At 69.4% G+C, this 25,565-nt stretch carries 25 protein-coding genes; 14 read left to right on the top strand and 11 right to left on the bottom strand.

Annotated elements, in window-relative coordinates; translation table 11 throughout:
- Window positions 1-14 precede the first annotated feature (14 nt).
- Both ACZ3I4_RS12720 and ACZ3I4_RS12715 read left to right on the top strand, forming a co-directional pair.
- Window positions 15-467, top strand: coding sequence for a nitroreductase family deazaflavin-dependent oxidoreductase (locus ACZ3I4_RS12720; RefSeq protein WP_465382037.1), 453 nt, complete (start codon window positions 15-17; stop codon window positions 465-467).
- Between the two features lie 46 nt (window positions 468-513).
- Window positions 514-1,659, top strand: a complete 1,146-nt coding sequence (locus tag ACZ3I4_RS12715) for a DUF5925 domain-containing protein (RefSeq protein ID WP_465382036.1) — start codon at window positions 514-516, stop codon at window positions 1,657-1,659.
- A gap of 94 nt (window positions 1,660-1,753) precedes the next feature.
- Here the strand turns inward: ACZ3I4_RS12715 and ACZ3I4_RS12710 are convergent, their stop codons facing one another.
- The 5 genes from ACZ3I4_RS12710 to ACZ3I4_RS12690 form a co-directional block, all read right to left on the bottom strand.
- Window positions 1,754-2,044 (bottom strand): DUF1540 domain-containing protein, encoded by a 291-nt coding sequence (locus ACZ3I4_RS12710; RefSeq protein WP_465382035.1) that lies wholly within the window; start codon window positions 2,042-2,044, stop codon window positions 1,754-1,756.
- Window positions 2,045-2,148: 104 nt separating this feature from the next.
- Window positions 2,149-3,351, bottom strand: a complete 1,203-nt coding sequence (locus tag ACZ3I4_RS12705) for an adenylosuccinate synthetase (protein WP_465382034.1) — start codon at window positions 3,349-3,351, stop codon at window positions 2,149-2,151.
- Complete coding sequence (locus ACZ3I4_RS12700) at window positions 3,348-4,304, bottom strand: hypothetical protein (RefSeq protein ID WP_465382033.1); 957 nt, start codon at window positions 4,302-4,304, stop codon at window positions 3,348-3,350. The genes ACZ3I4_RS12705 and ACZ3I4_RS12700 overlap by 4 nt, the downstream gene beginning before the upstream one ends.
- Before the next feature lie 11 nt (window positions 4,305-4,315).
- The gene (locus ACZ3I4_RS12695; protein ID WP_465382032.1) at window positions 4,316-5,230 is read right to left on the bottom strand and encodes a protein kinase family protein; all 915 of its coding nucleotides are present in this window, start codon (window positions 5,228-5,230) and stop codon (window positions 4,316-4,318) included.
- Window positions 5,227-5,964, bottom strand: a complete 738-nt coding sequence (locus ACZ3I4_RS12690) for an NUDIX hydrolase (RefSeq protein ID WP_465382031.1) — start codon at window positions 5,962-5,964, stop codon at window positions 5,227-5,229. The genes ACZ3I4_RS12695 and ACZ3I4_RS12690 overlap by 4 nt, the downstream gene beginning before the upstream one ends.
- A 375-nt stretch (window positions 5,965-6,339) precedes the next feature.
- Here ACZ3I4_RS12690 and ACZ3I4_RS12685 point away from each other — a divergent pair, with 375 nt between their 5' ends.
- A complete protein-coding gene (locus tag ACZ3I4_RS12685; RefSeq protein ID WP_465382030.1) occupies window positions 6,340-8,001 on the top strand; it encodes an IPT/TIG domain-containing protein in 1,662 nt (553 codons plus the stop codon).
- 122 nt (window positions 8,002-8,123) lie between these two features.
- On the opposite strand, the gene ACZ3I4_RS12680 is transcribed toward ACZ3I4_RS12685, so the two are convergent.
- Both ACZ3I4_RS12680 and ACZ3I4_RS12675 read right to left on the bottom strand, forming a co-directional pair.
- Window positions 8,124-8,792 carry a hypothetical protein gene (locus tag ACZ3I4_RS12680; RefSeq protein WP_465382029.1) on the bottom strand — a complete coding sequence of 223 codons (669 nt, stop codon included), beginning with the start codon at window positions 8,790-8,792 and terminating at the stop codon, window positions 8,124-8,126.
- Window positions 8,793-8,882: 90 nt separating this feature from the next.
- Complete coding sequence (locus ACZ3I4_RS12675; protein ID WP_465382028.1) at window positions 8,883-9,647, bottom strand: hypothetical protein; 765 nt, start codon at window positions 9,645-9,647, stop codon at window positions 8,883-8,885.
- A gap of 216 nt (window positions 9,648-9,863) precedes the next feature.
- Here ACZ3I4_RS12675 and ACZ3I4_RS12670 point away from each other — a divergent pair, with 216 nt between their 5' ends.
- Both ACZ3I4_RS12670 and ACZ3I4_RS12665 read left to right on the top strand, forming a co-directional pair.
- Window positions 9,864-10,529, top strand: coding sequence for a hypothetical protein (locus ACZ3I4_RS12670; protein ID WP_465382027.1), 666 nt, complete (start codon window positions 9,864-9,866; stop codon window positions 10,527-10,529).
- A gap of 155 nt (window positions 10,530-10,684) precedes the next feature.
- The gene (locus tag ACZ3I4_RS12665; protein ID WP_465382026.1) at window positions 10,685-12,694 is read left to right on the top strand and encodes a S8 family peptidase; all 2,010 of its coding nucleotides are present in this window, start codon (window positions 10,685-10,687) and stop codon (window positions 12,692-12,694) included.
- A gap of 70 nt (window positions 12,695-12,764) precedes the next feature.
- Here the strand turns inward: ACZ3I4_RS12665 and ACZ3I4_RS12660 are convergent, their stop codons facing one another.
- Entirely contained in the window at window positions 12,765-13,439 is a 675-nt protein-coding gene (locus ACZ3I4_RS12660; protein ID WP_465382025.1) for a hypothetical protein, read from the bottom strand.
- Between the two features lie 225 nt (window positions 13,440-13,664).
- On the opposite strand from ACZ3I4_RS12660, the gene ACZ3I4_RS12655 reads away from it, so the two are divergent.
- Genes ACZ3I4_RS12655 through ACZ3I4_RS12635 form a run of 5 tightly spaced genes read left to right on the top strand, consistent with a single transcriptional unit; the run spans window position 13,665 to window position 18,655 of the window.
- On the top strand, window positions 13,665-15,266 hold the full coding sequence (locus ACZ3I4_RS12655) for a S8 family serine peptidase (RefSeq protein ID WP_465382024.1): 1,602 nt from the start codon (window positions 13,665-13,667) through the stop codon (window positions 15,264-15,266).
- 41 nt (window positions 15,267-15,307) lie between these two features.
- Complete coding sequence (locus ACZ3I4_RS12650) at window positions 15,308-15,907, top strand: sulfite oxidase-like oxidoreductase (protein WP_465382023.1); 600 nt, start codon at window positions 15,308-15,310, stop codon at window positions 15,905-15,907.
- Window positions 15,877-16,632 carry a ferredoxin reductase gene (locus ACZ3I4_RS12645; RefSeq protein WP_465382022.1) on the top strand — a complete coding sequence of 252 codons (756 nt, stop codon included), beginning with the start codon at window positions 15,877-15,879 and terminating at the stop codon, window positions 16,630-16,632. Before ACZ3I4_RS12650 ends, ACZ3I4_RS12645 begins: the two co-directional genes overlap by 31 nt.
- Window positions 16,632-16,901 (top strand): DUF6510 family protein, encoded by a 270-nt coding sequence (locus tag ACZ3I4_RS12640; protein ID WP_465382021.1) that lies wholly within the window; start codon window positions 16,632-16,634, stop codon window positions 16,899-16,901. Before ACZ3I4_RS12645 ends, ACZ3I4_RS12640 begins: the two co-directional genes overlap by 1 nt.
- A gap of 2 nt (window positions 16,902-16,903) precedes the next feature.
- Window positions 16,904-18,655 (top strand): HelD family protein, encoded by a 1,752-nt coding sequence (locus ACZ3I4_RS12635; protein WP_465382020.1) that lies wholly within the window; start codon window positions 16,904-16,906, stop codon window positions 18,653-18,655.
- Window positions 18,656-18,694: 39 nt separating this feature from the next.
- Here the strand turns inward: ACZ3I4_RS12635 and ACZ3I4_RS12630 are convergent, their stop codons facing one another.
- Entirely contained in the window at window positions 18,695-19,078 is a 384-nt protein-coding gene (locus tag ACZ3I4_RS12630; protein WP_465382019.1) for a hypothetical protein, read from the bottom strand.
- Window positions 19,079-19,297: 219 nt separating this feature from the next.
- Between ACZ3I4_RS12630 and ACZ3I4_RS12625 the strand changes: the two genes are divergently transcribed.
- Both ACZ3I4_RS12625 and ACZ3I4_RS12620 read left to right on the top strand, forming a co-directional pair.
- Window positions 19,298-20,095: an SGNH/GDSL hydrolase family protein gene (locus ACZ3I4_RS12625; RefSeq protein WP_465382018.1), complete on the top strand. Its 798-nt coding sequence runs from the start codon at window positions 19,298-19,300 to the stop codon at window positions 20,093-20,095.
- Between the two features lie 80 nt (window positions 20,096-20,175).
- Entirely contained in the window at window positions 20,176-20,466 is a 291-nt protein-coding gene (locus ACZ3I4_RS12620) for a PLD nuclease N-terminal domain-containing protein (protein WP_465382017.1), read from the top strand.
- A 145-nt stretch (window positions 20,467-20,611) separates the two neighbouring features.
- Here ACZ3I4_RS12620 and ACZ3I4_RS12615 read toward each other — a convergent pair whose 3' ends face one another.
- A complete protein-coding gene (locus tag ACZ3I4_RS12615) occupies window positions 20,612-20,914 on the bottom strand; it encodes a MerR family transcriptional regulator (protein ID WP_465382016.1) in 303 nt (100 codons plus the stop codon).
- 978 nt (window positions 20,915-21,892) lie between these two features.
- Here ACZ3I4_RS12615 and ACZ3I4_RS12610 point away from each other — a divergent pair.
- Entirely contained in the window at window positions 21,893-22,618 is a 726-nt protein-coding gene (locus tag ACZ3I4_RS12610) for a peptidoglycan-binding domain-containing protein (RefSeq protein ID WP_465382015.1), read from the top strand.
- 149 nt (window positions 22,619-22,767) lie between these two features.
- A complete protein-coding gene (locus tag ACZ3I4_RS12605) occupies window positions 22,768-24,945 on the top strand; it encodes a carbohydrate-binding protein (protein WP_465382014.1) in 2,178 nt (725 codons plus the stop codon).
- Here ACZ3I4_RS12605 and ACZ3I4_RS12600 read toward each other — a convergent pair.
- A complete protein-coding gene (locus ACZ3I4_RS12600; protein ID WP_465382424.1) occupies window positions 24,938-25,543 on the bottom strand; it encodes an HAD family hydrolase in 606 nt (201 codons plus the stop codon). The genes ACZ3I4_RS12605 and ACZ3I4_RS12600 overlap by 8 nt on opposite strands.
- Between the last annotated feature and the right edge of the window lie 22 nt (window positions 25,544-25,565).

Raw genomic sequence — 25,565 nt, 5'->3', positions numbered from 1 at the left:
CTTAGGCTGACATCGTGCCTTTAACTGGAGAATATGCGCCCAGCACGTCGGACTGGGCCCGCAAGCAGGCTGATCAGATCGAAGAGAGCGGCGGCACCGCCGGTAACGAGCTGCAGGGCTATCCGGTGGTGCTGCTGACCTCGGTCGGCGCCAAGACCGGCAAGCTGCGCAAGACGCCGCTGATGAAGGTCGAGCACGACGGCGAGTACGCCGTGGTCGGCTCGCTCGGCGGCGCGCCGAAGAACCCGGTGTGGGTCTACAACGTGCGCAACAACCCGCATGTCGAGCTGCGCGACGAGACCGAGGAGCACGATTACGTCGCCCGTGAGGTCGAGGGTGACGAGCGGGCAGTGTGGTGGGAGCGGGCCGTCGCCGCGTTCCCGAACTACGCCGAATATCAGAAGAAGACCGACCGCCTCATCCCGGTGTTCGTCCTCACCAGGCGGCAGGGGACGCGGGTGAACTGAGGAAAAACCTGATGCCATCCGGGCATCGACGGACGATCATCGGAGTATGCGCGCTCCCCACCAGTCCGTCGATCGGCTCGGCAGCCGGCACGTCGACCAGGCGCCGGTCGCGCCCGCGTCGTCCACCCTGCCGCTGGCCGGCGCGGTGGACGACGGCGACCGCCTGGTCGACGTGGTGGACCTGCTCGCGCTGGATGCTTTCGTCACCGGCCGCGAGCCGTACGGCCGCAGCAAGTACCTCGAGAACGTCCGCGCCGACGCGCCGTTGACCGCCGAGGGCGCCCGCGTCGTACGGGATGCTCTGGACGAGGACGGTCAGGGCCGGCTCTCCGTCGGCGACGGCTGGACGCTGCACGTGAACCGCTGGAAGCAGAGCCGCCGCGCCCGCGTCACGGTTACCGCGGTCAGCGCCGAACTGGCCGAGGCGATCCTCGAGGCGGCCACCCGGGACGCCGTACGGGAACCGGAGCCGGCGCCCGAGAACGTGCCGATCGGATTCTGGCACTTCGGGCAGCACGGCCCGCGCCGCGCCGCCCGCGAGATCGACGCCGCACCGTGGGAGTCGATCCGGCGCAACTACGCCGGGCCGGTCGCGGCCACGCTGGAGCGGCTCATGGCGCTCGACGCCACGACGATCAGCGGCCGCCTTCTGCTGCTGCACGGCGAGCCCGGCACCGGCAAGACGACGGCCCTGCGCGCGCTGGCCCAGCAGTGGCGCTCGTGGTGTCAGGTCGACTGCGTGCTCGACCCCGAGCGCCTGTTCAACGATCCGGCCTATCTGATGAGCGTGGCGCTGGGCAGCGACGACGAGGACGAGCCGCGCTGGCGGCTGCTCATGCTCGAGGACTGCGACGAGCTGATCAGCGGCGAGGCCAAGGCCAGTGCCGGCCAGTCGCTGTCGCGTCTGCTGAACCTCACCGACGGGCTGCTCGGCCAGGGCCGCAACGCGCTGATCGCGATCACCACGAACGAGGACCTGGCCTCGCTGCACCCGGCCGTCGTGCGGCCGGGGCGCTGCCTGGCCAGCATCGAGGTCGGCCGGCTGCCGTACACCGAAGCGGTCGCCTGGCTGGGCACCACGCGCGGAATCGGCGCGCACGGTGCGACTCTGGCCGAACTGTTCGCGCTCAAGACGGGCAGCGAACCGGTAACGGTGCCCAAGCCGGAACCCAGTACGGGTATGTATCTGTAAACAAAGAAAGGCTACCCAAAGAAAGGGTCGCCTTACCTTAAGAATTGCGCCCGCCGGTCGCGAGGAGCGACGGCGGGCGCTTTACGAGCGTGGGTCAGCCTTTGTCGTAGGTCAGGCAGTCGGCCTTGTCGCCGGACTCGCCCACCACGATCGCGGGCGCCTTGCACTCGAGGTTCTGGTTGTGCGTGCAGTCGGAGCGCTTACATGCGCCCACCTGCGCCAACGCCTTACCCATGCCGCCCTTGTCGCCGGTCACGTAGGTGTCGCACTCCGCGGAGATCGCGCTGCCGATGGTGATCGCGAAGGCGGTGCAACCGTCGTGGTTGTAGCCACAGCTCGTCACCGTGCAGGTCTGCACGCGGGGCATTTCCAGCATCTGCGTCATGGGATCGTCGCCTCCATTAAATCAACCCGGTCACGTCGACCATAAACCATTTCCCGGAAATGCCGAAACTACACCACGAATTTGTTTGATTAGGTAAGGCGCACCTAAGCAATGCGATTCAGCATCTTCTTGTCGGCCGCGTTCGGCCCATAGGACTCGATCTCCACGGGGGCGGACAGAAGGCCGCCGATGGCCGCCGCCCAGTCTTCGGGCCGGGTCAGCGAGCCCGGCCGCGCCCGGTTCAGGCGCGACGTCAGCGCGGCCTGGTAGCCGAGATCGCGCGCGGGCCCGGGGACGATCCGGGTCCACGGTTCGCCGTCGACCGTGTACGACTCGCAGATCCGCAGGGCCGGGCAGATGTCCGGAATGTCGAGGTGGGTCACGGCCAGCCCGTCGACGCCGCCCGCCACCTCGGCCGCATACCGGTGGGCGACCGCGTCGAAGTGCCCGACCCGGAAGGCGCCCTGCCACTCCCCCGTCGCGTTGTGCCCCTCGGGCAGGTCGAGCGTCCGGTCCTCGGTCACGAACGGGCCGGCGCCGTGCCGCGTCGTGTAGGTGCGGACGACGCCGAGCCGGGCGAACGAGCCGCACAGCGCCGACACGTTGCCGAACGTCGTCGTCGACCAGGTCGTGTGCGGGTGCCAGCCACGCCACTCGTCGAGCAGCACACCCTGCGCGCCCTCGAACACGCACGGACCCTCGGACAGCAGTTTCCCGGTGTGCTCGGACCCGACGATCGACACCGTGCGGCCGAAGGCCAGGAACGCGTCCACGACGTCGTCGAGCGGCACCCCGGCCGGCCCGAGGTCGGACTCCACCGCGGCCAGGCGACGGCGGAGTCCCGTACGGGAAAGGGTGTCGGAGACTCGCGGGGCGCCGGGGTGACTCAACGCGTACGCCATGGTCTCGCCGACGCCCATGCCGCACGAACCGTGACGTGACCCGCCGCGGGCCCGTTCCCGCCGCTGATTGGCCGCCCGATGCCACGGCGTGGCCAGAAGGGCGTCCCCGTCGACGGTGAGCAGCTCGAACGGGTTGCCGAGGGCGGCCGCCTCGGAGGCCAGCGCGAGCGGATCGACCACCACGAAACGGGTCAGGTGGGTCGGGACGCCCCGCAGCGTGCCCGAGCCGAACTGCGCGAACGTGTGCTGCCGGCCGTCCTCGGTGACCACGTTGTGCGCGGCCTGCGCTCCCCCGTTGAAGCGCAGCACCGCCCGCACTGTCGTGGCCGCGCACAGAGCGTCCACGACAGTGCCCTTGCCGGCGTCCCCGTAGCCGAGGTCGACCACCGCGACGTGTTCGTTCACAGCCGTTCGTTCCCCGAGGCCGCGTTCCCGACCGGCAGCGTGCCCCGCCGCACCACGCCGCCACGCTGCAGCGGAGCCAGTGCCTTGCCCACCGTCTTCTTGAACGTCGAACCCGACTCGACCAGGTCGTCGAGCCCGGCGTCGAGGTCGATGGTGCCCTCGCCCAGACCCACCGTGAGCGCGATCGTCTCGCACACCGCATCCAGGTCGTCGAGCTCCAGCACGTTCTGTCCCAGCAGCTCGCGCCACCGCTTCAGCACGTCACGGTTGCCGCCGTGACCGGCCGCGGTGGGCAGCAGGTAGTAGACATCGAACGTCCGCTGGAGCTCGACGACCAGGGCCTCGGTGCTGATCGGCTCGGTGCGCTCGCCGAGGAACTTGTCGACCTCGCGCGGCTTGACCTTCGCGTACGGCATCTCGTCGCCGATCAGGAACAGGTAGCCGCGCCGGCCGCGCTTTTCGAAGGAATCGAGCGCGGTGTGGCGGGCCATGAAGTACATGGCGAGCTCGTACGACTCCATCATCTGACCGCCGCCCCCGCCCTCGAGCACGATCCGGGCCAGGTCCTCGTCCATCCGGTTGTCCGACTCGAACTGCCCGATCTGCAGCGGCACCCGGTCGCAGGTGGCGTCGCCGACCGCGCCGAACAGGATGTGCGGGTCGGTCGCGTACCCCTTGCGGGTCAGCAGGCCCAGCAGCTGCGGCAGCTTGGTCTGCAGCACCCGCGGGACGCCGCCCATCGAGCCGGTGACGTCGAACAGCACCGCGATCGGCGTGCTGAACGGGTGCTCGGCGCTGTCCCGGCTCTCGCGCTTGCCGACGCCCTTGGGATCGAGGGCGGCGTGGGCCTTGCGGGCGCCGCTGTCGCTGTAGGCGAAGGCGCTCGTGCCGGTGGCCCGGCGGTAGTTGTCGGCGGCGGTGTAGACGTCAGTTGACCAGCGTCCGCTTCCCATTGTGTCCTCCGTCAGATCGTGAAGGGCCGGAACTTCCGGGGCCCGTACAGGTTGTGCAGGGTTTCGTCGAGCTCAGTGAGCAGGCGCCACGGGTCCTGCGGGCGCATGCGTGGCGCCTTGTAGAGGCAGCCGTCGGCGAACCGTCGCAGCTGCTTGGGCGGGTCTTTGATCAGCCGGCTCATCAGGCCGGTGGCCATGTAGACGTCGGTGGCCGGGCCGGCGGTCTTCTCCTTGAGCACCTCGGGCGGGTACGCGTCCCGCTGCCGGGCGACGATCGCCTTGACGTGCGGCCCCGAGTAGCACCAGTCGACGAGCGCGACCCCGTGCCGGCCGGGGTGGATGAGTACGTGCTCCTCGAGAACCGCCCCGTGAACGACGCCGGCACGGTGAGCCCAGCCGAGCCCGACCAGCAGCCGCCGCCACATCCAGGCCACATCGCGCGGATCCCGTTGCCCGCCCGCCAGCACCTCGCTCAACGGCACAAAGCCGGCCAGCTGCTCGATGACGTTGACGCGCCGCCGTTTCCGCTCGTGGTCCTCGTGCAGATAGCTGTCCCTCAGCCGCGGCGCGTAGGGCCGATACTTCGGGTCGCCGCAGTCGTGCAGCCTCCGGAGGGCGGCCGCCTCGGCCTCCATCAGGTCGTTGTCGGCCGGACTGCGGGGGATCTTGTTGAGGTTGTCGCCGTCGGCCATGAGGTCGGCGATGTCACCGGTGACGACGAACTGGCTGCGCTGGTGATAGAGCCTCGAGAGCGTGGCGAAGGCCCGGGTGGCGGTCGCGCTGTCCGATTCGCTCACCGCATCCGGATGCACAGCTTTCGCGTACGCCCGGTAAGCGGCCTCACCGTCGCCGTCGCCGTCGCCGTCGCTCAGCTCGGCGAAGGTGGTGGCCCGCTCGATCCGCTCGACCGCCTCGGCGAACCTCATCGGACGTCGTCCTCACGGGTCGGCCGCAGCAGCGCCGGATGCAGCAGCCGGGCGTCGCCGGCCCGGTACAGCTTGGGCTTCGGCCCCCCACGTTCCCCACCACGCGCAGCCGTCTCGCCGGTGCTTTCCACAAAGCCGGGAACAGAGAGGACCTTGCGGTGGAAGTTGCCGGCGTGCAGTTCCTCGCCCCAGACCACGGCGTAGATCTGCCGCAGCTCCGAGATCGTGAACTCGTCGCCCGCGAAGGCCGTGGCCAGCGGGGTGTATTCGAGCTTGGCCCGGGCTCGTTCGAGGCCGTCGGCCAGGATCACGTCGTGGTCAAAGGCCAGGTCAGTGGCCTGTTCGACCGGCACCCAGTAGGCGCCCGCGGCGTCCCCGCCCGCACTGGGCTCGGGCAGACTCGGCGCGAACGCCAGATAGGCCACCGAGAAGATCCGCATGCGGGGGTCACGACCTGGATTCCCGTACGTCCGGAGCTGCTCGAGGTGCAACCGCTCGAGCACACCCAGGCCCGTTTCCTCGGACAGCTCTCGCAGAGCCGCCGCGTCCAACGTCTCGTCGCGGACGAACCCACCGGGCAGGGCGCGGCGGCCGGCGTGCGGATGCTCGGCCCGCTCGACCAGCAGCACACAGAGCCGCCCGTCCCGAATGGTCAGCGCCACCACGTCGGTGGTGACGGCGACCGACGGGTAGGCCCCTGGGTCGTACCCGGCCAGAAACTCTTCCTCGCCCATCCCGCACCTCAGTTGGTCTCAGTTCGAGTATTTCTCGGTTCGAGAAGAACCTAGCACGCCGACGCTTGCCTCCGAAAGCCCCCACCTCGCACCCCTGACGAAGGCGGGCAACGCCGGGCCATACGAAGACGGCGCACAGAAACTATTCCGAATCACGATCGCGCTCAATTCGCCATTCCGCGGACAAGAAGTCGAGTCATGTGATAACCGGCGGTTGAACCGTCGCACCGCCAGCAAATATTCAACTTCATGAGTCTTGAAGAATGACTTCTCTAACCGCGGTTACGCTTCCGGCGAGACCTGCCCGATGCCGCTGCGAGCGCTCGGGCACACCAATCCCATAAGCGGTTCTTTGTAACCGTAGGAGGACCTCGCATGCGCAAGTCCGCAACAACCTCCGGATCCCGGCGCCGCAAGGTACAGGCTGGGATCGCGACTGCGACCGTCGCCGCCGCACTCGGCGTAGTCGCGTCGCCGGCTTCGGCGGCCGTCGCCCTCACGCTCAGCGCCACTTCGGGCCCCGCCGGCGGCACCAACAACCTCACCGGCACCGGCGCAGGCTCGTTCCTGGCCGGTTACACCTCTCCGGTCGTGTACTTCTACCAGGCCACGTGCCCGGCCCTGCACCCGGCGTCGCCGCCGGTCGACGCCGACCCGACGGCCGGCAACACCGGTATCGCCAAGGCGACGGTCGTCCGGAAGATCGCCGACAACAAGGTCGCCTTCACGGTTCCGGCGAAGGTCACCACCTACACCGGCGTGACCACCGCCCGGTTCAACGTCTGCATTTACCCGTCAGCGGCCAACGGCGTCGCCTTGGGTGCGAACACCACCTACTCGGTGTCGGCCGCAGCCACCATCGGCAGCATCTCGCCGACGTCCGGCCCCTCTCTCGGCGGCACGACGGTCACGGTGAACGGCACGAACTTCCCGACCTCGACTAGCGCGATCACGGTCAAGGTAGGCGGCCTCAACGCGCCGGTGACGTCGGCGACGTCCGGCCAGATCTCGTTCGTCACGCCGGCGCACGCGCCTGAGGACGACGTCACCCTGTCGATCAGCACGGCGTCCGGCACCAACAACTCGCTGAAGGCGTTCGACTACATCAATGGTGTGTCGGTCATTCCGAACACCGCGCCCGCGTCCAACATCACGCAGGACCTGGACGTTTTCGCCACCGACCTGCTGAACTACGACTTCGGCTGGGCCCTGGGCAAGGCCAAGGTCTACCTGGTGCAGGGCGACTACGACCCGACCGGCACTGTCGCCAAGGTCAAGGGCGAGACGGCCGAATGCCTCAACGTCCTGCCGGTGAGTGACTCCGAGCTGATCTGCACGCTCATCCTGTCGCAGCGGGTCGACGCCGCGGCCGCGTACCCGCTCGTGAACGCCGGCTTCCCGACGATCTCGGCCGGTACGGTCCGGGGCGCTGGAACCCTTGCCAACAATGGCCCCAGCGGCGTCGGAACGATCACGCTGACCGCGGGCAGCTTCGCAGCGTCCGACATCGGCCTGGAAGTCACGGCGGGCGGCGCGCCTGGCGTCATCGCCGCCGACACCACCATCGCTTCCATCAACCAGGCCGGTAACGTGGCGACTCTCAACGCGGCTGTGACCACCGCTGGAGCGGTCACCGGCGTTACGACCGGCCTGCCGCGTGGCGCTCTGACGGTCGCCAACCTCAGCACGACCGTGGACAGCCCCGTTGTCACCAGCTCGAACGCGCAGTTCAACGCCGCTGACGTCGGGCGGACGCTCGTCCAGTCCACCGGCACCAACATCGCGCCCGGCTCGGTCATCCTTTCCGTCGCCAGCGACCGCCTGAGCGTGACGCTCTCCAAGCCGGCGCTCGCGACCGCGGCGGTCGGTGCCGCCGCCGGCACCTGGACGGTTGAGCAGGGTGTCCGCGTGCCGGATGGCGCTTACAACGTGACCGTCGTCAGCAAGGGCTCGCCCATCACGGACCCGGCGGCTGACCTGACCTACAAGGAGTCCATCGTCTCCAGCGGCGCCACCTTCACGGTCGCTCCGTTCTGATCGGACCCTTCGCACCACATCAACCGGCGGCTCGGCGCGAAAGCGCCGGGCCGCCGGCCCTTTCGTATGGCGCAGGGGACCAAAAAGGCCGGCCGCGGACACGCGGCCGGCCTTCGCCGTTCTCAGCCCAGCTTGGCCCATTGCTTGTTGATGACCGCCACGGTCTTCGACTTCGACGGCTTACCGTTGAGATCCACAGCCACCACGTAGACGCTCTTCTTGCTGCTGGTACGCCAGCACAGCAGCAAGGTGGGGCGAACCCTCGGCTTGATGTTGTTACTAAGTTTGATCTTCTTCGTGCACCGGGAAGTGCCGACCTTCTCGCCCTCGTCGACCACCCAGGCGAGCTCTCGCTTTCCGGTCAGGTCGGCGCGCGCGGACACGATGCGCATCATCGCCCGGTCCTTTCGCACGTCACCTACCTCTTTCACCTCGAGGCCCTCGATCGACTCGGTCGCGGCCACCTGCGCCCCGGGCACCGGCGGTCTGATGATCACGGTGTTGGCCTTGCCGGCTTTGCGGGCTGCTTCCACCCGCGCCTGCTCGGAAGGCGTCAACTTCAGCGGACTGCGGGACGGCGACGGGCTCACCCCCGGAGTGACGGCTGCGGGGTCGCCGGCCGGTGACGTCACCGCGCTCGGCGGGCCGGCACTCGAACTCTCGGCCGGCTGCACCGCGGCCGCGGTCGTCTTGCTGCCATCGTCCTGGCCACAACCGCCGATCCCCAGAATCAGGGCCAGGCCCAGGGCCGGAGCCATCGCGGGCCCGCAGCGCCGGACACTGCGGCTCACCGCCGATCGATAGACACGCGCATCGTAAGTATTCATCTGTGAAATCCTTGAATCGATTGGGCACGATCGTGCCAGAACAAGCAAGCTTGATCAGCCGAGTTTTGACCATTCTTTGTCGATGACCGACGCGCTCGACGCCGACGATGGCCGCCCTTTCTTGGCGACCGCGAGCGTCACTACGCTGCGGTTCGCGGAGGTGCGCCAGCAAAGCAACATGCTGGGCCTCTCACGCCCCGGTTCACTAGGGCTGAATCGAAATTTCTGAGTGCACTGGGCGTTCCCGGCCTTGATCCCCTCGTCGGCCGCCCACATGAGCTCCCGCTGACCGGAGAGATCTCCGTGTGCCGTGATCACTCGCAGAGTGCCTGCCGCAGTGTTCTCAGTGCGCTGCGAGGCGGCAACAGGCCCCGCTTTGGCCTTGAACCCCCGAGCCACTGGATGCCCGTCCTTCTCAGCGGCCTCACGGGCCGCCCGGATCTGCCTCTTCACCTTCTCGCTGTCGACGGGCTTCGTGGTCTTTGCGGCTTTCGGCTTCCGCGACGGCGAGGCGGACGGAGACGGTTTTGACGGCGCCGTGGCCGACGGTTTCCCCGCACCGGTTGTGGCTGCCGGGGATGGCGCGGTCGCGACAGAGGCGGACGCAGAGGCCGACGGCACCAGGACACTGAGAGCCCCGGGGTCCCCGGTTACGGCATTGCCGTGATCCGCAGTCTGGCTGACGCCCAGATAGGTGCCGCCGCCGATGAGCGCCGCCAGGCTGACCGCTCCGACCGCAATCTTCCGGCGCCGCGTGGCGCGGCCGTCGGCCGGCGACTGAGTGACGCCGCCCTCATCGTGACGATCGTCGATGGTCATGTCGTTGCCCCTTGCGTTTCGGCTTCCGATGCGCCGGCGCAATGCCGGCGCACCCCGAAACCTCATCGTCCCAACGGAAGGGACAAAGCGCACCAAAACCAACAAGCTATCGCTGAGAGTTGCCTGCACGTTGCCGAGGCGATCGGCACTGCCGCTTCGTAAAGAGGAGCCACCGCCTGCCGATCCCTCTGGTCACGACAACAGAGAGGACCGGAGATGAACCAACTGCTGCGCCGGTACGCGGCGGGCGCCCTGGCTATGGGCGCTCTCGCGAGCGGCACGACTCTCACGCTGGCCGACTCGACGTCCGCCGCCGCCGCAGTCCGGTCAGCCGGCGTGGACGGCTTTGACGAGAAGCCGGTCCCTACCGTAACGACCGGCGCCACCGAACGACTGGTGAACTATCCGGCGACGGCAAGTCTGTCGTTCACCGTCAAGGCGGACAACTATCCCCTGGCGAAGCATTCGGTCCAGATGTGCACAGCTGCCCTCGACCAGGATTTCGTGTGCGTCGACGCGACGACCACCACGAAAGGGGTGGTGACGACCCGGACCAACCGTCTCACCTCACCCGTGCGCGTCAAAGTGGTGGTGCCCGAGGACGACCAAGTTCAGGCCTACGAGTCGGACACGGTGACCGTGCGGCCCCTGGTCGGTCTGCGCACGGCGCGTAAGGGCACCAACCTGACGGTCACGTTGATCGGATTCGACAACCAATATCTGGTGCTCAAGCGCCAGGAGAAGAAGCAGTGGCTGCTCGTGTCGGCTACCCGCGCCACGGGGCCCACCACCATCCTGTCCGGCCTTACCGCCGGCCGGCGGTACCAGGTCACCGTCTCCGACACCGCTTCGGTCAAGGGTGCGATCAGCAGCCCAGTCTGATCCCACCCGCGGCAATTGGCTCCCCACGGCTTGCTCGCCTTGGGGAGCTTTCCTTTGGCCTCGGGCCAAACAACCGAGCTGCACCGGAGGAATGTCTGGCCTTTACGAAACGACTGCCGACTTTTTCCCTCGACCACAACGGGAGAGGGACCACCATGAAGAAGCACCTGCGCCGCTATGCCATGGGCGCACTTGCCATCGGTGCGGTTGCCGGAGGCGCCGCGATCGCCCTGCCCGCGACCGTCACCTCGGCGAGTGAGTGGCAGCCCGCCACCTTCAACCTGAGCGAAGCGCCCGAGCAGCTCCTGCCCACGACCGTGTCGACGCAGGCGCCGGTCCGCGTGGTGACGACCAGCCTCGACGCCGACGGCAAGCCGGTCATCAAGGTCACCACGGCCACCAGCAAGAGTGCGGCGGCCAAGGCCGTCAAGGCGGGGCAGTCGGCCCGGGGCGCCGTCGGGGTCGAGCTCGACGCCGTGTCCACCGCGTCCGAGGTGCCCAGCGGCTCGGACACCTACCGCAGCCAGCAGTGGGACTTCACCAAGATCTCGGTGGCCAACGCCTGGACGAAGTCGAACGGCGCCGGTGTCGTGGTCGCCGTGCTGGACACCGGTGTCGACGCCAAGCACCCGGACCTGGCGGCCAACCTGGTCGCCGGTTACGACGCCGTGGCCAACACCGACGGGGTCACGACCGACCCCAACGGCCACGGTACGCACGTGGCCGGCACCATCGCGGCGGTCACGGGCAACGGGGTGGGCATCAGCGCCATCGCCCCGGACGCCAGGATCATGCCCGTACGGGTGCTGGGGTCGAACGGCTCCGGCTACATGTCGGACACCGCCGAGGGCATCATCTGGGCCGCCGACCACGGCGCCAAGGTGATCAACATGTCCCTCGGGTCGAGCTCGAAGGTCACGGCGGTCAGCAACGCCATCGCGTACGCCCGCAGCAAGGGTGTCGTGGTCGTCGCGGCGGCCGGCAACGAGCGCGCCCAGGGCAGCCCGACCAGCTACCCCGCGGCCGACGCCGGTGTGATCGGCGTGGCCGCCACCGACTCGGCCGACAAGATCGCCACTTACTCAAACGCGGGCAGCTACGTCGACGTGGCCGCGCCGGGGTCGAGCATCCTCAGCACCTACCCGACCGTTCTCGGCAGCAAGACCGGGTACGCCTCCATGAACGGCACCTCGATGGCGTCGCCGCACGTGGCCGCCGTGGCCGCGCTGCTCGAGGCGTACCAGCCCGCGATCACCCCCGACCAGGTGGAGAACGCGCTCGAGACCTCGGCCGTGGACCTGGGCGTCAAGGGCTTCGACAACGACTTCGGCTACGGCCGGATCGACGCCGCCGCCGCGCTGGCCGCGGTCACGACCGCCACGACCGCCCCGGCCACAACCGCCCCGACCACGACGGCCCCGACCACCAACGCACCGACCAGCGCCCCGATGACCAGCGCCCCGACGACCGCGCCGACCAGCGCCCCGACGACCGTTGTCCCGACGCCGAGCAAGACCACCACCAGCCCGGCCCCGACCCCCACCAAGACCACGAGCAGCCCGACCCCGACTCCCACCAAGACGACGACCAGCCCCACCCCGACGCCCAGCAAGACCACCGCGGCCCCAAAGGTCACCCCGGTCGTCAAGGCGACGACCCCGTCGACGTCGGTCGTCTACGGCAGCGCGGCCTCGATCACCTACACGGTGAGCGCCGGCAACGCCGCCTGGGCCGACAAGCCGGTGCAGTTCGGCGTCAACGCCACCGGCTCGTCGAGCGTCAGCTGGACCCGCTTCACCACCGACGGGAACGGCCGGATCACCGTCAACGTCAAGGCCACTGCCCACTTCCAGGTCCGCCTGACGGTCCTGGCAACCGACACCTCCAACGCGACGACCTCGGCCGTCACCTCGTTCACGGTCCGCAAGTCGGCCACCGTGTCGAGCCCGGCCGCGCGCAAGCTGTCGGTCAAGCTGACCGGTCCGGCGAGCACCGCTCAGGTGCAGCGGTACGAGAAGAACAAGTGGGTCACCGTGAAGAGCTTCACCGCGGCCCAGGGCGTGACCACCGTGACCGGCCTGCCGTCGGGCGCGAAGGTCCGGGTCGTCGTGCCCGGCACCACCGCCGTCACCGGCCTGACCACGACGCCCGTCAAGATCGCCTGAAGTAGCGACGGCCCGGGAGCCACGGTTCCCGGGCCGTCAGCCCAGCCGGGCCGTCAGCCCAGCCGGGCCGTCAGCCCAGCCGGGCCCACTCCCGCTCGATCGCCGCCACGCTCTCCTCCGACGACGGACGGCCCCGCCCGGCGACAGCCACGGTCACTACGCTGCGTTTCGGCGAAACCCGCCAGCACACCAGGGTCGACGGCACCACCCGCGGACGTTCCCCGGGCGAGTTCCGTACGGTCTTGGTGCACCGCGCCCGCCCCACGGTCCAGCCTTCGTCGCCCACGAGCGCGAGTTCCCGCTCCCCGGTCAGGTCGAATCCGGCCGACGTGACCCGGATGGTCCCGCCCGCCGTGCTCTCGTCGTGCCGGTTCACCAGGCCGGCGGCGGCCACGGCCGGTGACGACGGGACCGGGGAGGTCGACGACGGCGTAGGCGTGGGGCTGCGCTCCTGACGGGCCCCCGACCGGGTCGCCTTGCCGGGGACGGGAACCTTGGTCCGCGACCGGGAGGCCGGAGCCGACGGCGAGGGTGACGGTGACGGCGTCGGCGACGAGGTCCGCGCGGTCACCGGCAGCTCCAGGGCGGTCGTGCTCCCGGCGAGATCGATGGCCTGGACCACGAACAGCCCGGCCGCGCCGAACACGGCCAGCCCGGCCAGCCCCACCCCCAACTGCTTGCGCCGCTGGATACGCCGCGCCCGCGTCCCCGAGTGGTAGACGCCGTTCTCGTCGTGCACAGTCATCGCGCGCAGTTCCCGTGGTCGGCCGGTATCACCGCCCCATGCTGCCACCCCGAACGGACAAAACTCACTAAAACGGCCGACACACCGAGCCGGAAGACGGGTCCGGAACCGATCAACCAAGCTGCACCGGATCGCTCCCCGCCACGACACCCGCCCGTCCCGAAATGCCTGACGAAGACATCTCGGAGGGGCAGGTCAGGCATGCGGAAACTCGTTGGTGGAATTGTGGCGGTCGGTGCTGTGGCGGGCGGGGTCGCCCTGGCCATGCCCGAGCGTGAGCCGGTGTGGCAGCCGGTCACCCACGGTCTCCGCGTCCAGCCGGAGCACCTGCTCCCGGCGACCGTTTCCCAGGCCCATCCCGTACGCGTGGTGAGCACCTCGATCGACCGCGACGGCCGTCCCGTCGTGTCGGTCCGCACCGCCACCGACCGCGACACCGCCACGGCCCTGGTCGCCCAGGGTCAGCGCGCGCCCCGCGCGGTCAGCGTCGAGACCGACGTGCCGGTGTCGGCCGCCGCCGCCGATCCGCTGCTGCCCACGCAGTGGGACCTCGCCCGCGTCCGGGCCGACGGCGCCTGGCCGCGCTCGACCGGCGCCGGCGTGACCGTGGCCGTCCTCGACAGCGGCGTGGACGCGACGCACCCCGACCTGGCCGGGCACGTGCTGCCCGGCGCCGACCTCCTCGCCGGCACCGAGGGCCCCTCGTCCGACCCGTACGGGCACGGCACCCACGTGGCCGGCACGATCGCCGCGCTGACCGCCAACGGCCAGGGGATCGCCGGAATGGCGCCCGACGCCCAGATCCTTCCCGTACGCGTGCTGGACGCGAACGGCAGCGGATACATGTCCGACGTGGCCACCGGCATCGCGTACGCGGCCGACCACGGCGCCGACGTCATCAACCTCTCGATCAGCGCGACCTCGCAGGTCGGGGCGGTGACCAACGCCGTCGCGTACGCCCGCAGCAAGGGTGTCGTGGTCGTCGCCGCGGCCGGCAACGCCCGCCGGACCGGCAGCCCCACCGCCTACCCGGCCGCCGACCCCGGCGTGATCGCGGTCGCCGCCACCGCCTCGGACGACTCCGTGGCCGTCTATTCCAACCGCGGCGGCTACGTCGACGTGGCCGCCCCCGGCAGCGACATCGTCAGCACCTATCCCGGCTCCCGCTACGTCCGCATGAACGGCACGTCGATGGCCGCGCCGCACGTCGCCGCCCTGGCCGCCCTGCTCAAGGGGGCCGACCGTGGCCTCACGCCCGACCAGGTGGAGCAGGCCATCACCGAGTCGGCCGCCGACCTGGGCGTGCCCGGCCGCGACGACGACTTCGGCGCGGGCCGGATCGACGCCGCCGCAGCGCTGGCCACCCTGGCCCCGGCCGTCCCGAGCCCGAGCGCGGCCACGCCCACGCCCACGCCCACGCCGGACGCGAGCACGCCGCCCGCCGCGACCACCCCGCCCACGACCGAGCCCACCACCCCGCCGACGACCGAACCCGCGCCCACGACCCCGGCGGTCGCGCCCACGACGCCGGCCGTCGCACCCACCACCCCGCCCACCGTTCCTTCGCCCAGCCCGACGGCGACTCCGGCGCCGACCACGCCGGCCGCTCCGATCGTCCGTCTGGTCCGTCCCGGCTCCGGCCGCCTGTCCGTGTTCGTCGTCGGTGTCGAGGGTGTGCCCGTCCAGATCCAGCGCTGGGAGGGCGGCCAGTGGACGACCGTTCTCACCTATCCCGCGACGAAGGTGGCGCGTTTCGACGGACTTGTCCCGGGTCTGGACCACCGCGTGGTCGTGTCCGGCGTGACAAGCGACGTGATCCGGCTCTGAGCGCTGTCCCAGGAAATGATCATGCGGTTTACTCATCAACCATGGGCATCATTTCCAGGGGATTCGGCGGCCGGCGGCGTGAGTCGGTGCCAGGCCTGCCGCCCGGTCAATATCTGACTCACGACTTCCCGGTGCTGTCGGCCGGGCCGACCCCGCGCATCCCGCTCGATCGGTGGCGGTTCACCATCACCACCGAGACCGGCGAGAAGACCAGCTGGAACTGGACCGAGTTCCAGGCGCTGCCGGCCGAGGACGTCACGGTCGACATCCACTGCGTCACCAAGTGGTCGAAACTCGGCACGACCTGGCGCGGTGTCTCGATCGACACCCTGCTCGAGAACGTCGAGTCGGCCGCCGACTACACGATGGTCCACAGCTTCGGCGGATACACCACCAACGTACCGATGGAAGATCTTGTCGACGGCAAGGCCTGGGTGGCGTACAAGTTCGATGGTGAGGATCTCGAACCCGAGCACGGCGGTCCGGCCCGGCTGGTCGTCCCGCACCTCTATTTCTGGAAATCAGCGAAATGGGTCAACGGCCTGCAGCTGATGCCCGAAGATGAGCCCGGCTTCTGGGAGGCCGCGGGCTATCACATGTACGGAGACCCATGGCGCGAACAGCGGTATCAGGGCGACTGACCTGGCGGGCGGCGACGCTGACCGAGGCCCGGTGGGAGACCTCGTCGGCGCGCACGCTCGTGCTCGACGTGCCGGACTGGCCGGGCCACCTGCCCGGCCAGCACATCGACGTGCGGCTGACCGCCGAGGACGGGTACCGCGCGCAGCGCAGCTACTCGATCGCCTCGGCCTGGCCGCACCCCGCCGGCAAGGTCGAGCTGACCATCCAGCGGCTCGACGACGGCGAGGTGTCGCCCTATCTGACCGACGTGGTTCAGCCGGGCGAGCAGATCGAGCTACGCGGCCCGGTCGGCGGCTGGTTCGTCTGGCGTGACAAGCAACCGGCGCCGGTGCTGCTGGTGGCCGGCGGCTCGGGCGTGGTGCCGTTGATGGCCATGGTGCGGGCCCGGGCCACGGTGGGCGCCCGGCAACCGTTCCGGCTGCTCTATTCGGTGCGTACGCCGGAGGACGTGCTCTACGCCGACGAGCTGCGCCGCCGCGTACGGGACGATGCGGGTCTGGACGTCCACTACGCCTACACCCGCAAGACTCCCGACGGGTGGCCCTCGCCCCCGAAGAGGATCGACGTGGCCGCGCTGAACACGTACGGTTGGCCGCCGGACTTCGAGCCGGACTGCTATGTCTGCGGTCCCACGACGTTCGTCGAGACCGCCGCGGACATTCTGGTCGCGCTCGGCCACGACCCACGCCGGATCCGCACCGAACGCTTCGGGGGTACGTCGTGATGGACGGGACACCGCTCGACGGCAACGCGATGGCCGGCGACCTGCGCGAGATCTTCGCCATGGACGTGACCGCGGCCCGCTACACCTGCGCGGGCTGCACCCACACGGCCGCGGTCGGCACGCTGCTGCTCTGGCATCAGTCGCCCGGCCTGGTGGCGCGCTGTCCGAGCTGCGAGGACGTCGTGATCACGGTCGTCCGCGCCCCCGACCGGGTCTTCCTCGACCTGCGGGGCAGCGTACGGCTCGAAGTGCCGCTCGAAGGCAACTGACCTTGACCACCGGGGCGGCCGTCGCCGGGCCACCGGACGACCCCCTGCTGACCGAGCTGGCCCGGGCCACCACCGAGGCCGGCCCGGATTTCGCCGCGACCATCCGCGCCGACCAGGACGAGCTGATCAGCACGGTGCCCGAGAGCGTGCTGATCATCCAGGGCGGTCCGGGCACCGGCAAGACCGACACCGCGCTGCGCCGGGTTGCGTGGCTGCTCCATCACCCCGAGCTGGGCCTGACCGTGGGCGAGGTGCTCGTGGTGGGGCCGTCGCACGCGTTCGCCCAGCGCACCCGCGCGCTGCTCGACGCGTGGGGCTGCGCCGGGGTCGCGCACAGCTCGATCGACGCGCTGCTGCCCAAGGCGTCGACCGGCCGGTCCGAGGCGCCCCACGTGACCCGGCTCAAGGGCGAGGCCCGGATGGCCGGTCTGCTCGGCCGGGCCCTCGAGAAGCGCCGCGAGCAGCGGAACAAGGTGCCGGCCCTGATTGCCGTACGCGGGCAGGTGGTGACCCTCGACCCGGCGACGATCCAGCGGGTGATCACCACGGCCCGGGCGAGCGAGGCGACCCCCGGCGACCGGCGGCGGCTGTTGCGGGCCGCGCTGGTGTCGGGCACCCAGGACCCGAAACTGATCCTCGAGGCGGCCGACATGCTGGCCGACCGGTTGTGGCCGGAGTTCGACGCGGCGACGTTCCTGACCGAGCTGTTCGGCTCGCGGGGGCTGCTGACCGCGGCGGCCGGCGGCGAGTTCACCGACCGTGAGATCAACGCGCTGTACCGGGTGGACGGCGAGGAGCCGCCGTTCAGCGAGGCCGACCTGCCGCTTCTCGACGAGGCCGAGCATCTGTCGGGGCTGGAGCCGCAGACGTACGCCCATGTGGTGGTGGACGAGGCTCAGGACCTCTCCCCCATGCAGCTGCGGGCGGTCTCCCGCCGCTCGGCCACCGGCTCGCTGACCGTGGTCGGCGACATGGCCCAGTCGACCGGCCCGTGGGCTCGCGACGACTGGCACGACGTGCTCGCGCACCTGCCCTCGGAGATGCCGCACGTGCACCGTGAGCTGCGGTTCGGCTATCGGGTGCCCCGGCAGATCTTCGACCTGGCCGCCGAGTTGCTGCCGACCGCCGCGCCGAGCGTGCAGCCGCCGACGACCGTACGGGACGGGCCGGCCGACCCGGTGATCGCGCCGGTGGGCCCGTCCGAGCGCGCCGGTGTCGTGGTGGCGGCCGCGGCCGACCACGCGGCAGACGGGCGCTCGGTGGCGATCGTGTGCCCGGCGCGCTGCCGCGACGAGGTCGAGGCGCTGCTGCGGGCCGAGGAGCTTCCCTGGCGTACGGCTCCCGGCGACGAGCGCAGCCCGGCGATCACGCTGCTCGGGCCGCACGAGGCGAAGGGTCTGGAGTTCGACGCGGCGATCGTGGTCGAGCCGGGGTTCATCGTCGACGACGACCCGCGCGGGCATCGCCTGCTCTACATCGCGCTGACCAGGGCGACCGGTCACCTGCATCTGGTCGGCGCGCCCGAGGACCTGCCGGCCGTGCCGGCCGAGCCGATCGTCACCGCGGCGCCGGCGGTGGAGGAACCCCCTTCCCCCGAACCGCCGGCGCCGCCCGCTCCCCTGGATCCCGCAGTGCAAGAACAGATCGACATGGTGGCTCACGCGCTCGCCGAAACGCTGCTCGCGAACCTCACGCCGGAGTTGTGGCCGGTGGCGCTGGACCGGCTGATCGCGCTGATCAGCCCGGACCCCTAGCTCTTCAGTTGCTTCAGTTGATTCAGTTTCTTCAGGTGCTCAGTTTCGGAAGCTGCTCTTCAGGCGCTGGGCCAGGGACACCGGCGTGGCCGGGCGGGCCGGGGCCGGGCTCGGCCGGGCGGACGGGCTGGACCGGCCGACCGGGCGGTCGTAGTCGGCGGTGGCGATCGCCTCGATGATCTGGCCGTCCCCGAAGTTCTCCGACTCGGGGATGGACGGGACGAAGCCGACGAGGATGCCGTTCCGCATGATCTGAGCCTCGAGACCCGCCGTGCCGTCGTTGTCCCAGATGGCCTCGCGGCCGTCGGGAAGCACGACGCGGATGCCGTACTGCGTGATGCCGGCCTGCGGCAGCTTCACATGGGCGAAGACGTTACGCGCTCGCAGCGTGTCGACGATCTGGCGTGCCCGTTCCTCTTCCATGTGAGGAACCTAGCCGCGCGCCCTGAGGACAGCCTGAAGATCGGCTGTGCCCCTCGTGTGAATGCGCCGTCACCACCGTCCATCGACGCTGATCACATCGACGTACGTTACTACTCTGTAACGGCAAAGTCACCGTCTGTCTTTTATTCGCCCCCTGAATTACCGTTCGGTAACCGGAGCGCTCCGGCTTCCTCTCCCACCCGGACCGGAGGCCACCCGATGGGCAGACGTCTATCCACCCTGCTCGGCATGCTCGTCACCCTTTCCCTCCTCACCCTCGGCATCGCGGCCCCGGCCGCCGCGAGCTACGCCACGACCGATTACGTCGCGCTCGGCGACTCCTATTCCTCGGGAGTCGGCGCGCCCGGACAGAGCATTCTGTGTTTCCGCAGCTCACAGGGATATCCCGGCCAGTGGACCGCGCGCAACAAGCCCAAGTCGTTCACCGACCTGAGCTGCGGCGGCGCCGAGACCGCCGACGTGCGCAACTTGCAGGTGCCGTTCCTGAGCCGTTCGGCCGACCTGATCAGCATCACGATCGGCGGCAACGACGCGGGCTTCGCCTCCACCGTCCTCGGCTGCCAGGTCGGCACCGACGCGGCCTGCGCGGCCAAGGTCGCTTCGGCCCGTACGGACATCACGTCCACGCTGCCGGCCAAGCTCGATTCGACGTACGCGGCCATCAAGCGCAAGGCCCCCGACGCGCGAGTGATCGTCCTCGGCTATCCGATCCTGTTCGACACCTCGTCGGCGGCGTGCGGCCTCACCGGCATGAGCCTGGCCAAGCGGCGCTCGCTCAACCAGGGCGCCCAAGTGCTCAACGACGTGATCGCGGCCCGGGCCGCGGCGGCCGGCTTCACCTTCTCCGACGTGCGCGACGAGTTCGCCGGCCACGGCATCTGCTCGGCGAGCCCCTACCTGCACGGCCTGACTGTGGTGCCGCCGCAGAACTCCTTCCACCCCAACCTCGCCGGCTACACCAACGGCTACCTGCCCGCCCTGGCGAGCGCCCTCTGACCAGCGTCCCGGACGGGGCGACCCGATCGCACCCGTCCGGGACCGCCGTTTCGAGCCCACGGCCGGGATCGTCTTCTCCCATGGCCCAGGTATTCGCTCTGCTGCTGATGCTCGACGTCGCCCTGGTGATGATCGCCCTGGTCGACTGCCTACGCGCCGACGAGAGCGCCGTCCGCACCGCGCCGTGGGCCGCCTGGATGTTCGCGATCCTGCTGATCAGCCCGATCGGGGCGATCGCGTGGTTCGTCCGGGGCCGCCCGGTCGTCCCGGTCCCGCTGCGGCCGCCCCCGGTGTTCGTCGCCCCCGACGACAACCCCGACTTCCTGAAGTTCCTGTCCGCCACCCTCCACGAGCGCGACCCGGACCGCTGACCGGGCCGCCACCCTCCACGAGCGCGTCCCGAACCCGCAGACCCGGCCCCTCTTCCCGCACGCGCCCGGACCCCTGGCGCGCGCCGGCGTATGCGGACATGCGAAACGGCCCCTCTCCGGTGAAGAAGGACCGTGCGTGTGCAAGTCAGACGGCGCCGGCCTCCTGGTCGCCCTGGAGTTCCCGGTTGTGCCGAAGTGCCTCTTCGAGCTGGTCCTCGAGAATGATGATCCGGCACGCGGCCTCGAGGGCGGTGCCGTCGTCGACCATCTCGCGGGCCCGCACGGCCAGGCGCAGCTGATAGCGGGAGTAGCGGCGGTGCCCTCCGGCCGAACGGAACGGGGCGATCAGTTTCGCCTCGTCGAGCCGGCGCAGGAAGTCTTGCGATGCGCCCACGATCTCCGCGGCGCGGCCCATCGTGTAGGCGGGGTAATCGTCGTCATCAAGCATGTCGTCGGATGGGGCCATAGATACCTCTACGGGACGAGGGCCCCGGCGCAGTAGCGCCGGGGCCCGGGATTACAGGTTGAATACACCATCTACCGACACGTTGGTCGGGTTCTCTTTTCCACACCGCGCAGCTATCAGCGGGTGCGAGGATCGCATAAGCGTGACCGGAGACCACCTCACGTTCGATGTGACCACGGTGTCCACCTCAGAACTGGAACTACGTCCTGACGGCGGGCGATCCAACGGCGTCCAGCCCTCCCTTTCCTCTGCTTTTACCTTGCGGTGCACCCCGCCGGTGTCGGAACCCACGCAACTTCATGGCCCCGCACACGTGCGGCGGATCTGTCTTGCGTCAGCCAGAGCCCCGAACTTGCATCGGCCCTGCCTGCATTGCCCTGACCTGGAAGTACGTCAAGGTCTTGGCCCTGATCTGGAGTTACATCAAGGTCTTGGCCCTGATCTGGAGTTACATCAAGGTCTTGGCCCTGATCTGGAGTTACATCAAGGTCTTGGCCCTGACCTGGAATTACGTCAAGGTCTTGTCGTGCACTTGCCTTACCTTGCTGTCTTACCTGTCTTGCACTTACGCGTGTTGCACTTACCTGTCTTGCTCGCGGCGCTGTTTCCACCGCGGTGGCCGAGCGAGCCACGGAGAGATCCGGGCCCTGCTTAACGCTCGGCACTTTGTCGGCGTTTCAACCGATTTCCTCGTCAACGAAGACAACACTAACCGGCCTCACCGAGAAAGTCTAGGTTTTCCGGCCGAGATTTCCTCGGTCACGTTCCGAGGCTTCGTCCGCACCGACAGTGGCGGCGGCCCATCGCCACCCCCAGCGTCGTCACGGCAAGCTTGCGCGCGTTCATCCGGCCCGGCACCGAATCTGAAGCCAGATCCGATCCTCCGGCGCAAGGAGAACCGCCATGACCCACCAGCAGAGGCCGGCCCAACCCCCGCAGCCTCCAACGGAGAAGTCACACGTGCGCCCCCGGGCCCTCCGTCGCGGCCTGGCCATCACCGCGGCGGCCGCCATCGCCCTTCTCGGCTTGGCCGGACCGGCCGAGGCCACCGACGGCGCCGGCGTGGTCAGCCTGACCGGCTGCGCCAATCAGTTGCTGCGACCCGGCATGCGCAACGAATGCGTGCTGTCGCTGCAGCACTCGCTCAACGCGGTCGGCATCGGCGTCGTCGAGGACGGCGACTACGGCGAGCAGACCTACCTGGCCGTCAAGGGTTTTCAGACCAGTTACCACCTGCAGGTCGACGGCGAGGCCGGCTTCACGACCATCACCGAACTCGACCGCGCGGCCAATTCCCCCCAGGCCGGACCGCCGCCCGGCGCAGCCACCGCGTCGGGCCAGGCGCCCAACGGGACGGTGGCGGACAACGTGGTCGTCGCCTGTGGAAACTTCTTCGGCACCTGCACGACCTACTACAGCCGGAGCGCCACCCGGGCCATCAACGACGCCCTGAACGATCCCGCGAAGGGTCTGGCCAGTGACGCCGGCATGTTCGCCATCTGCTCACGCGCCGGTGTTCTGGGCGGAGCCGCCTGCGGTGTGGCCGGCATGTACGGCAAGTACAAGGTGGCCGACGCGGCCCAGCGGGCGGTCGAGCAGGGTGGATGCGTGAAGTTCAAGTACACACAGGACCCCATGCTCCCCACCAGCGTGGCCGCCTACAACGGCCGCAACTGCATCGACTAGGACACGGCCGATGCGCACAGCCCCCGCGCCGTCCGCGCGGGGGCTGTGTTCGTCCGGGCAGATCGTTTCGCGCCGGTTGCGGGTTAGTTAAAGACGTTAATAAACTCTCCTGGCAGATAGCGAATGATCTATCTCGTGGGGAGATCTTGGTGAAGCGATCCATGACCGCGGCGCTGGCCGTCGCGTCGACGGCAATGACGTTCCTGGCCGCGACGCCCGCCACCGCCGGTGGTGGGAAACCGCGGGTGACCGGCTCGTATTCGACGGGCTCGGCCAACGCCTGGGCGCCACTGCCCACGACCCCGCGGGGCGCGGCGGCCGACACCACCGTCGTTGTCGACCCGTCGCAGGAGCGGCAGCGGTACAGCGGCATCGGGTTCTCGATCGACGAGACCAGCGTGTCGAACCTGTGGAAACTGACGCCGGCCGAGCGGGAGAAGGCGGTCAAGCTGCTCGCCGACCCCCGGTCGGGCGCCGGGTTCGACCGGTTCCGGCTGACCATCGGCAGCCCCGACCTGATCGAGCATCTGCCGTTCTGGTCGTACGACGAACTGCCGGCCGGGGTCACCGAGGACTTCGCGCTCAAGTACTTCTCGATCCAGCGCGACATCGACCTGCACATGGTCGACACGATCAAGCTGATCCAGAAGTACAACCCGCGGGCCACGTTCTTCGCCTCGGCCTGGAGCGCGCCGGCCTGGATGAAGACCAACAACCGGTTCACCGGCGAGGTCGCCCTCAAGCCGGGCAGCACGACCGAGCACTACCAGGTCGGCAAGCTGCGCGACGAGTGCATCGACGTGCTGGCGCGCTATTACGTCAAGTACATCCAGTCAATGCGTCAACATGGAATCCACGTTGACGCGATCACGCTGCTCAACGAGCCGGGCATGGACGTCGTCTATCCGGCCATGGACATCAGCGTCGAGCAGCAGCAGAAGCTGAGCGTCGCGACCAAGCGAGAGTTCGCCCGGAACCGCTTGAAGACGCAGCTCTACGTGCACGACTTCAACTTCTGGGACTGGCAGGACCCGAACAGCACGACCACCAAGAACTACTACCGGATCTTCAACGACCCGGCCACGCGCAAGGCGGCCGACGCGATCGCGTTCCACCCGTACTGGGGTGACCCGGCCGTCATGCGGGACGCGTACGAGAAGTACGGCAAGCCCGTCCACATGACCGAGACGAGCGACCTCAACCCGGCCACCGTTCTCGACTACTTCCGGCTGGACGCGAGCAGTTACATCCTGTGGGCGCAGACCACCGACCAGACCGGCGGCACGCTGCACTGGACGGACAAGCGCGACAACAATGTGGACTGGGAAGAGGTCGGCCGCACCACCAAGTGGCCCGACCGTCTCGTCAAGGTCAACACCGAGACCAAGACGTTTTCCGTACGGGAAGAGCTCTATCCGCTCGGTCAGTTCGCGCGCTACCTGACCCCGCAGGACGTACGCGTCGAGTCCAGCGCCCCCGCGGCCGGGGTGAGCAACGTCGTCTACCGCGACGGCGACCGGTTCACGGCGATCCTGGCCAACTCGGCCACCACCTCCCGCAACGTCCGCATCGTGCTGGGCGGCCAGGACTTCGTGGTCACCGTGCCGGCCAACGCCTACGCCACGTATCAGTGGAAGGCCGGCGTTCCCCGCCGCGATCACGCGCCGGTGCTGCGGGACGTGCCCGCGCTGACCGTCGACCAGTACGCCACCACCCTGTTCCGGCTGTCGGCCACCGATCGTGACCGGGACCGGCTGGCCTACTACGCCACCGATCTGCCCGCGGGCGTCACTGTGGACGCGACGACCGGCGTGGTGACGCTCAGCCCGACGACCGCGGGCGTCCAGCGGCTGACCTTCCACGTCACCGACGGCGCGGCCCGCGACACGGTCACGGTCGAGGTCAACGTCGCACCGAAGGGCGCCCCGGTGGGCGTACGGGTGGAAGCGGAGTCGTATGCCGCGCAGACCGGCTGGACCGAGGGCGGCGCCAACTTCGTCGAGAACAACGCGGGCGCCAGCGGCGGCAAGAACATCGGCTGGACCGCCGCCGGCAACTCGCTGAGCTACCGCGTCGACGTCGCGCAGGCCGGGACGTACGACCTGGAACTGCGCGTGGCCAACGGCACGGGCGCGGTGGCCGCCGACGCGATCTCGTTCCGCGACGCCACCGGCACCAAGCTGGCCACGGTCTCGGTGCCGGCCACGGGCGGCTGGGCCACCTATCAGTCGGTGCACGTGCCGGTGACCCTGGCCGCCGGGGATCAGCTGGTCACGGTGTTCTGCGAGACCGGCGGCTTCAACCTGGACTACCTCCAGCTCAGCTGACGCCGGACGGGTGCCGCTGCCACGGTGGCGGCACCCGCACCGCGGCCATCCCCGCCGCCGCGGCCGCCTGCATGCCGAAATCGGTGTCCTCGAACACGACACACCGCTCGGGCGCCACGTTCAAGGCCCGGGCCGCGGCCAGGAAGCACTCCGGATCGGGCTTGCCGTTGAGGTATTCGCCCGCGCACACCATCACGTCGAACCGGTCGAGCAGGCCCAGCGCGGTCAGCGAGGCGGTCACCGATTCGCGGCTGCTCCCCGACACGACGGCGAAAGGCACCTTCCCGTACGCGGCCTCGATGTGTTCCAGAACCTCGGGAACCGCGCGCACACCGGGCAGCAGCTCCTGGAAGATCCGTTCGCGGCGCTCGTCCACCTCGTCGACCGGCATGGCCAGCCCCTGCCGCGCGTTCAGGTCGGCGATCACCGACGCCGGGGTCCGGCCGCCCCAGGCATAGAACAGCTCCTCGCCGAACTCCGCGCCGTACTCCCGCAGCGCGCGCTGCCAGGCCAGATAGTGCACCGGCATCGAGTCGGCGATGGTGCCGTCACAGTCGAACAGGTACGCGTCGAACTCGCCCTCGGGCAGCGGCAGCATCACGGAGATCACGATAATCCGG

It is taken from the genome of Actinoplanes sp. NPDC021490 (assembly GCF_055562135.1).
This window is presented reverse-complemented; position numbering and strand designations above follow the sequence as displayed.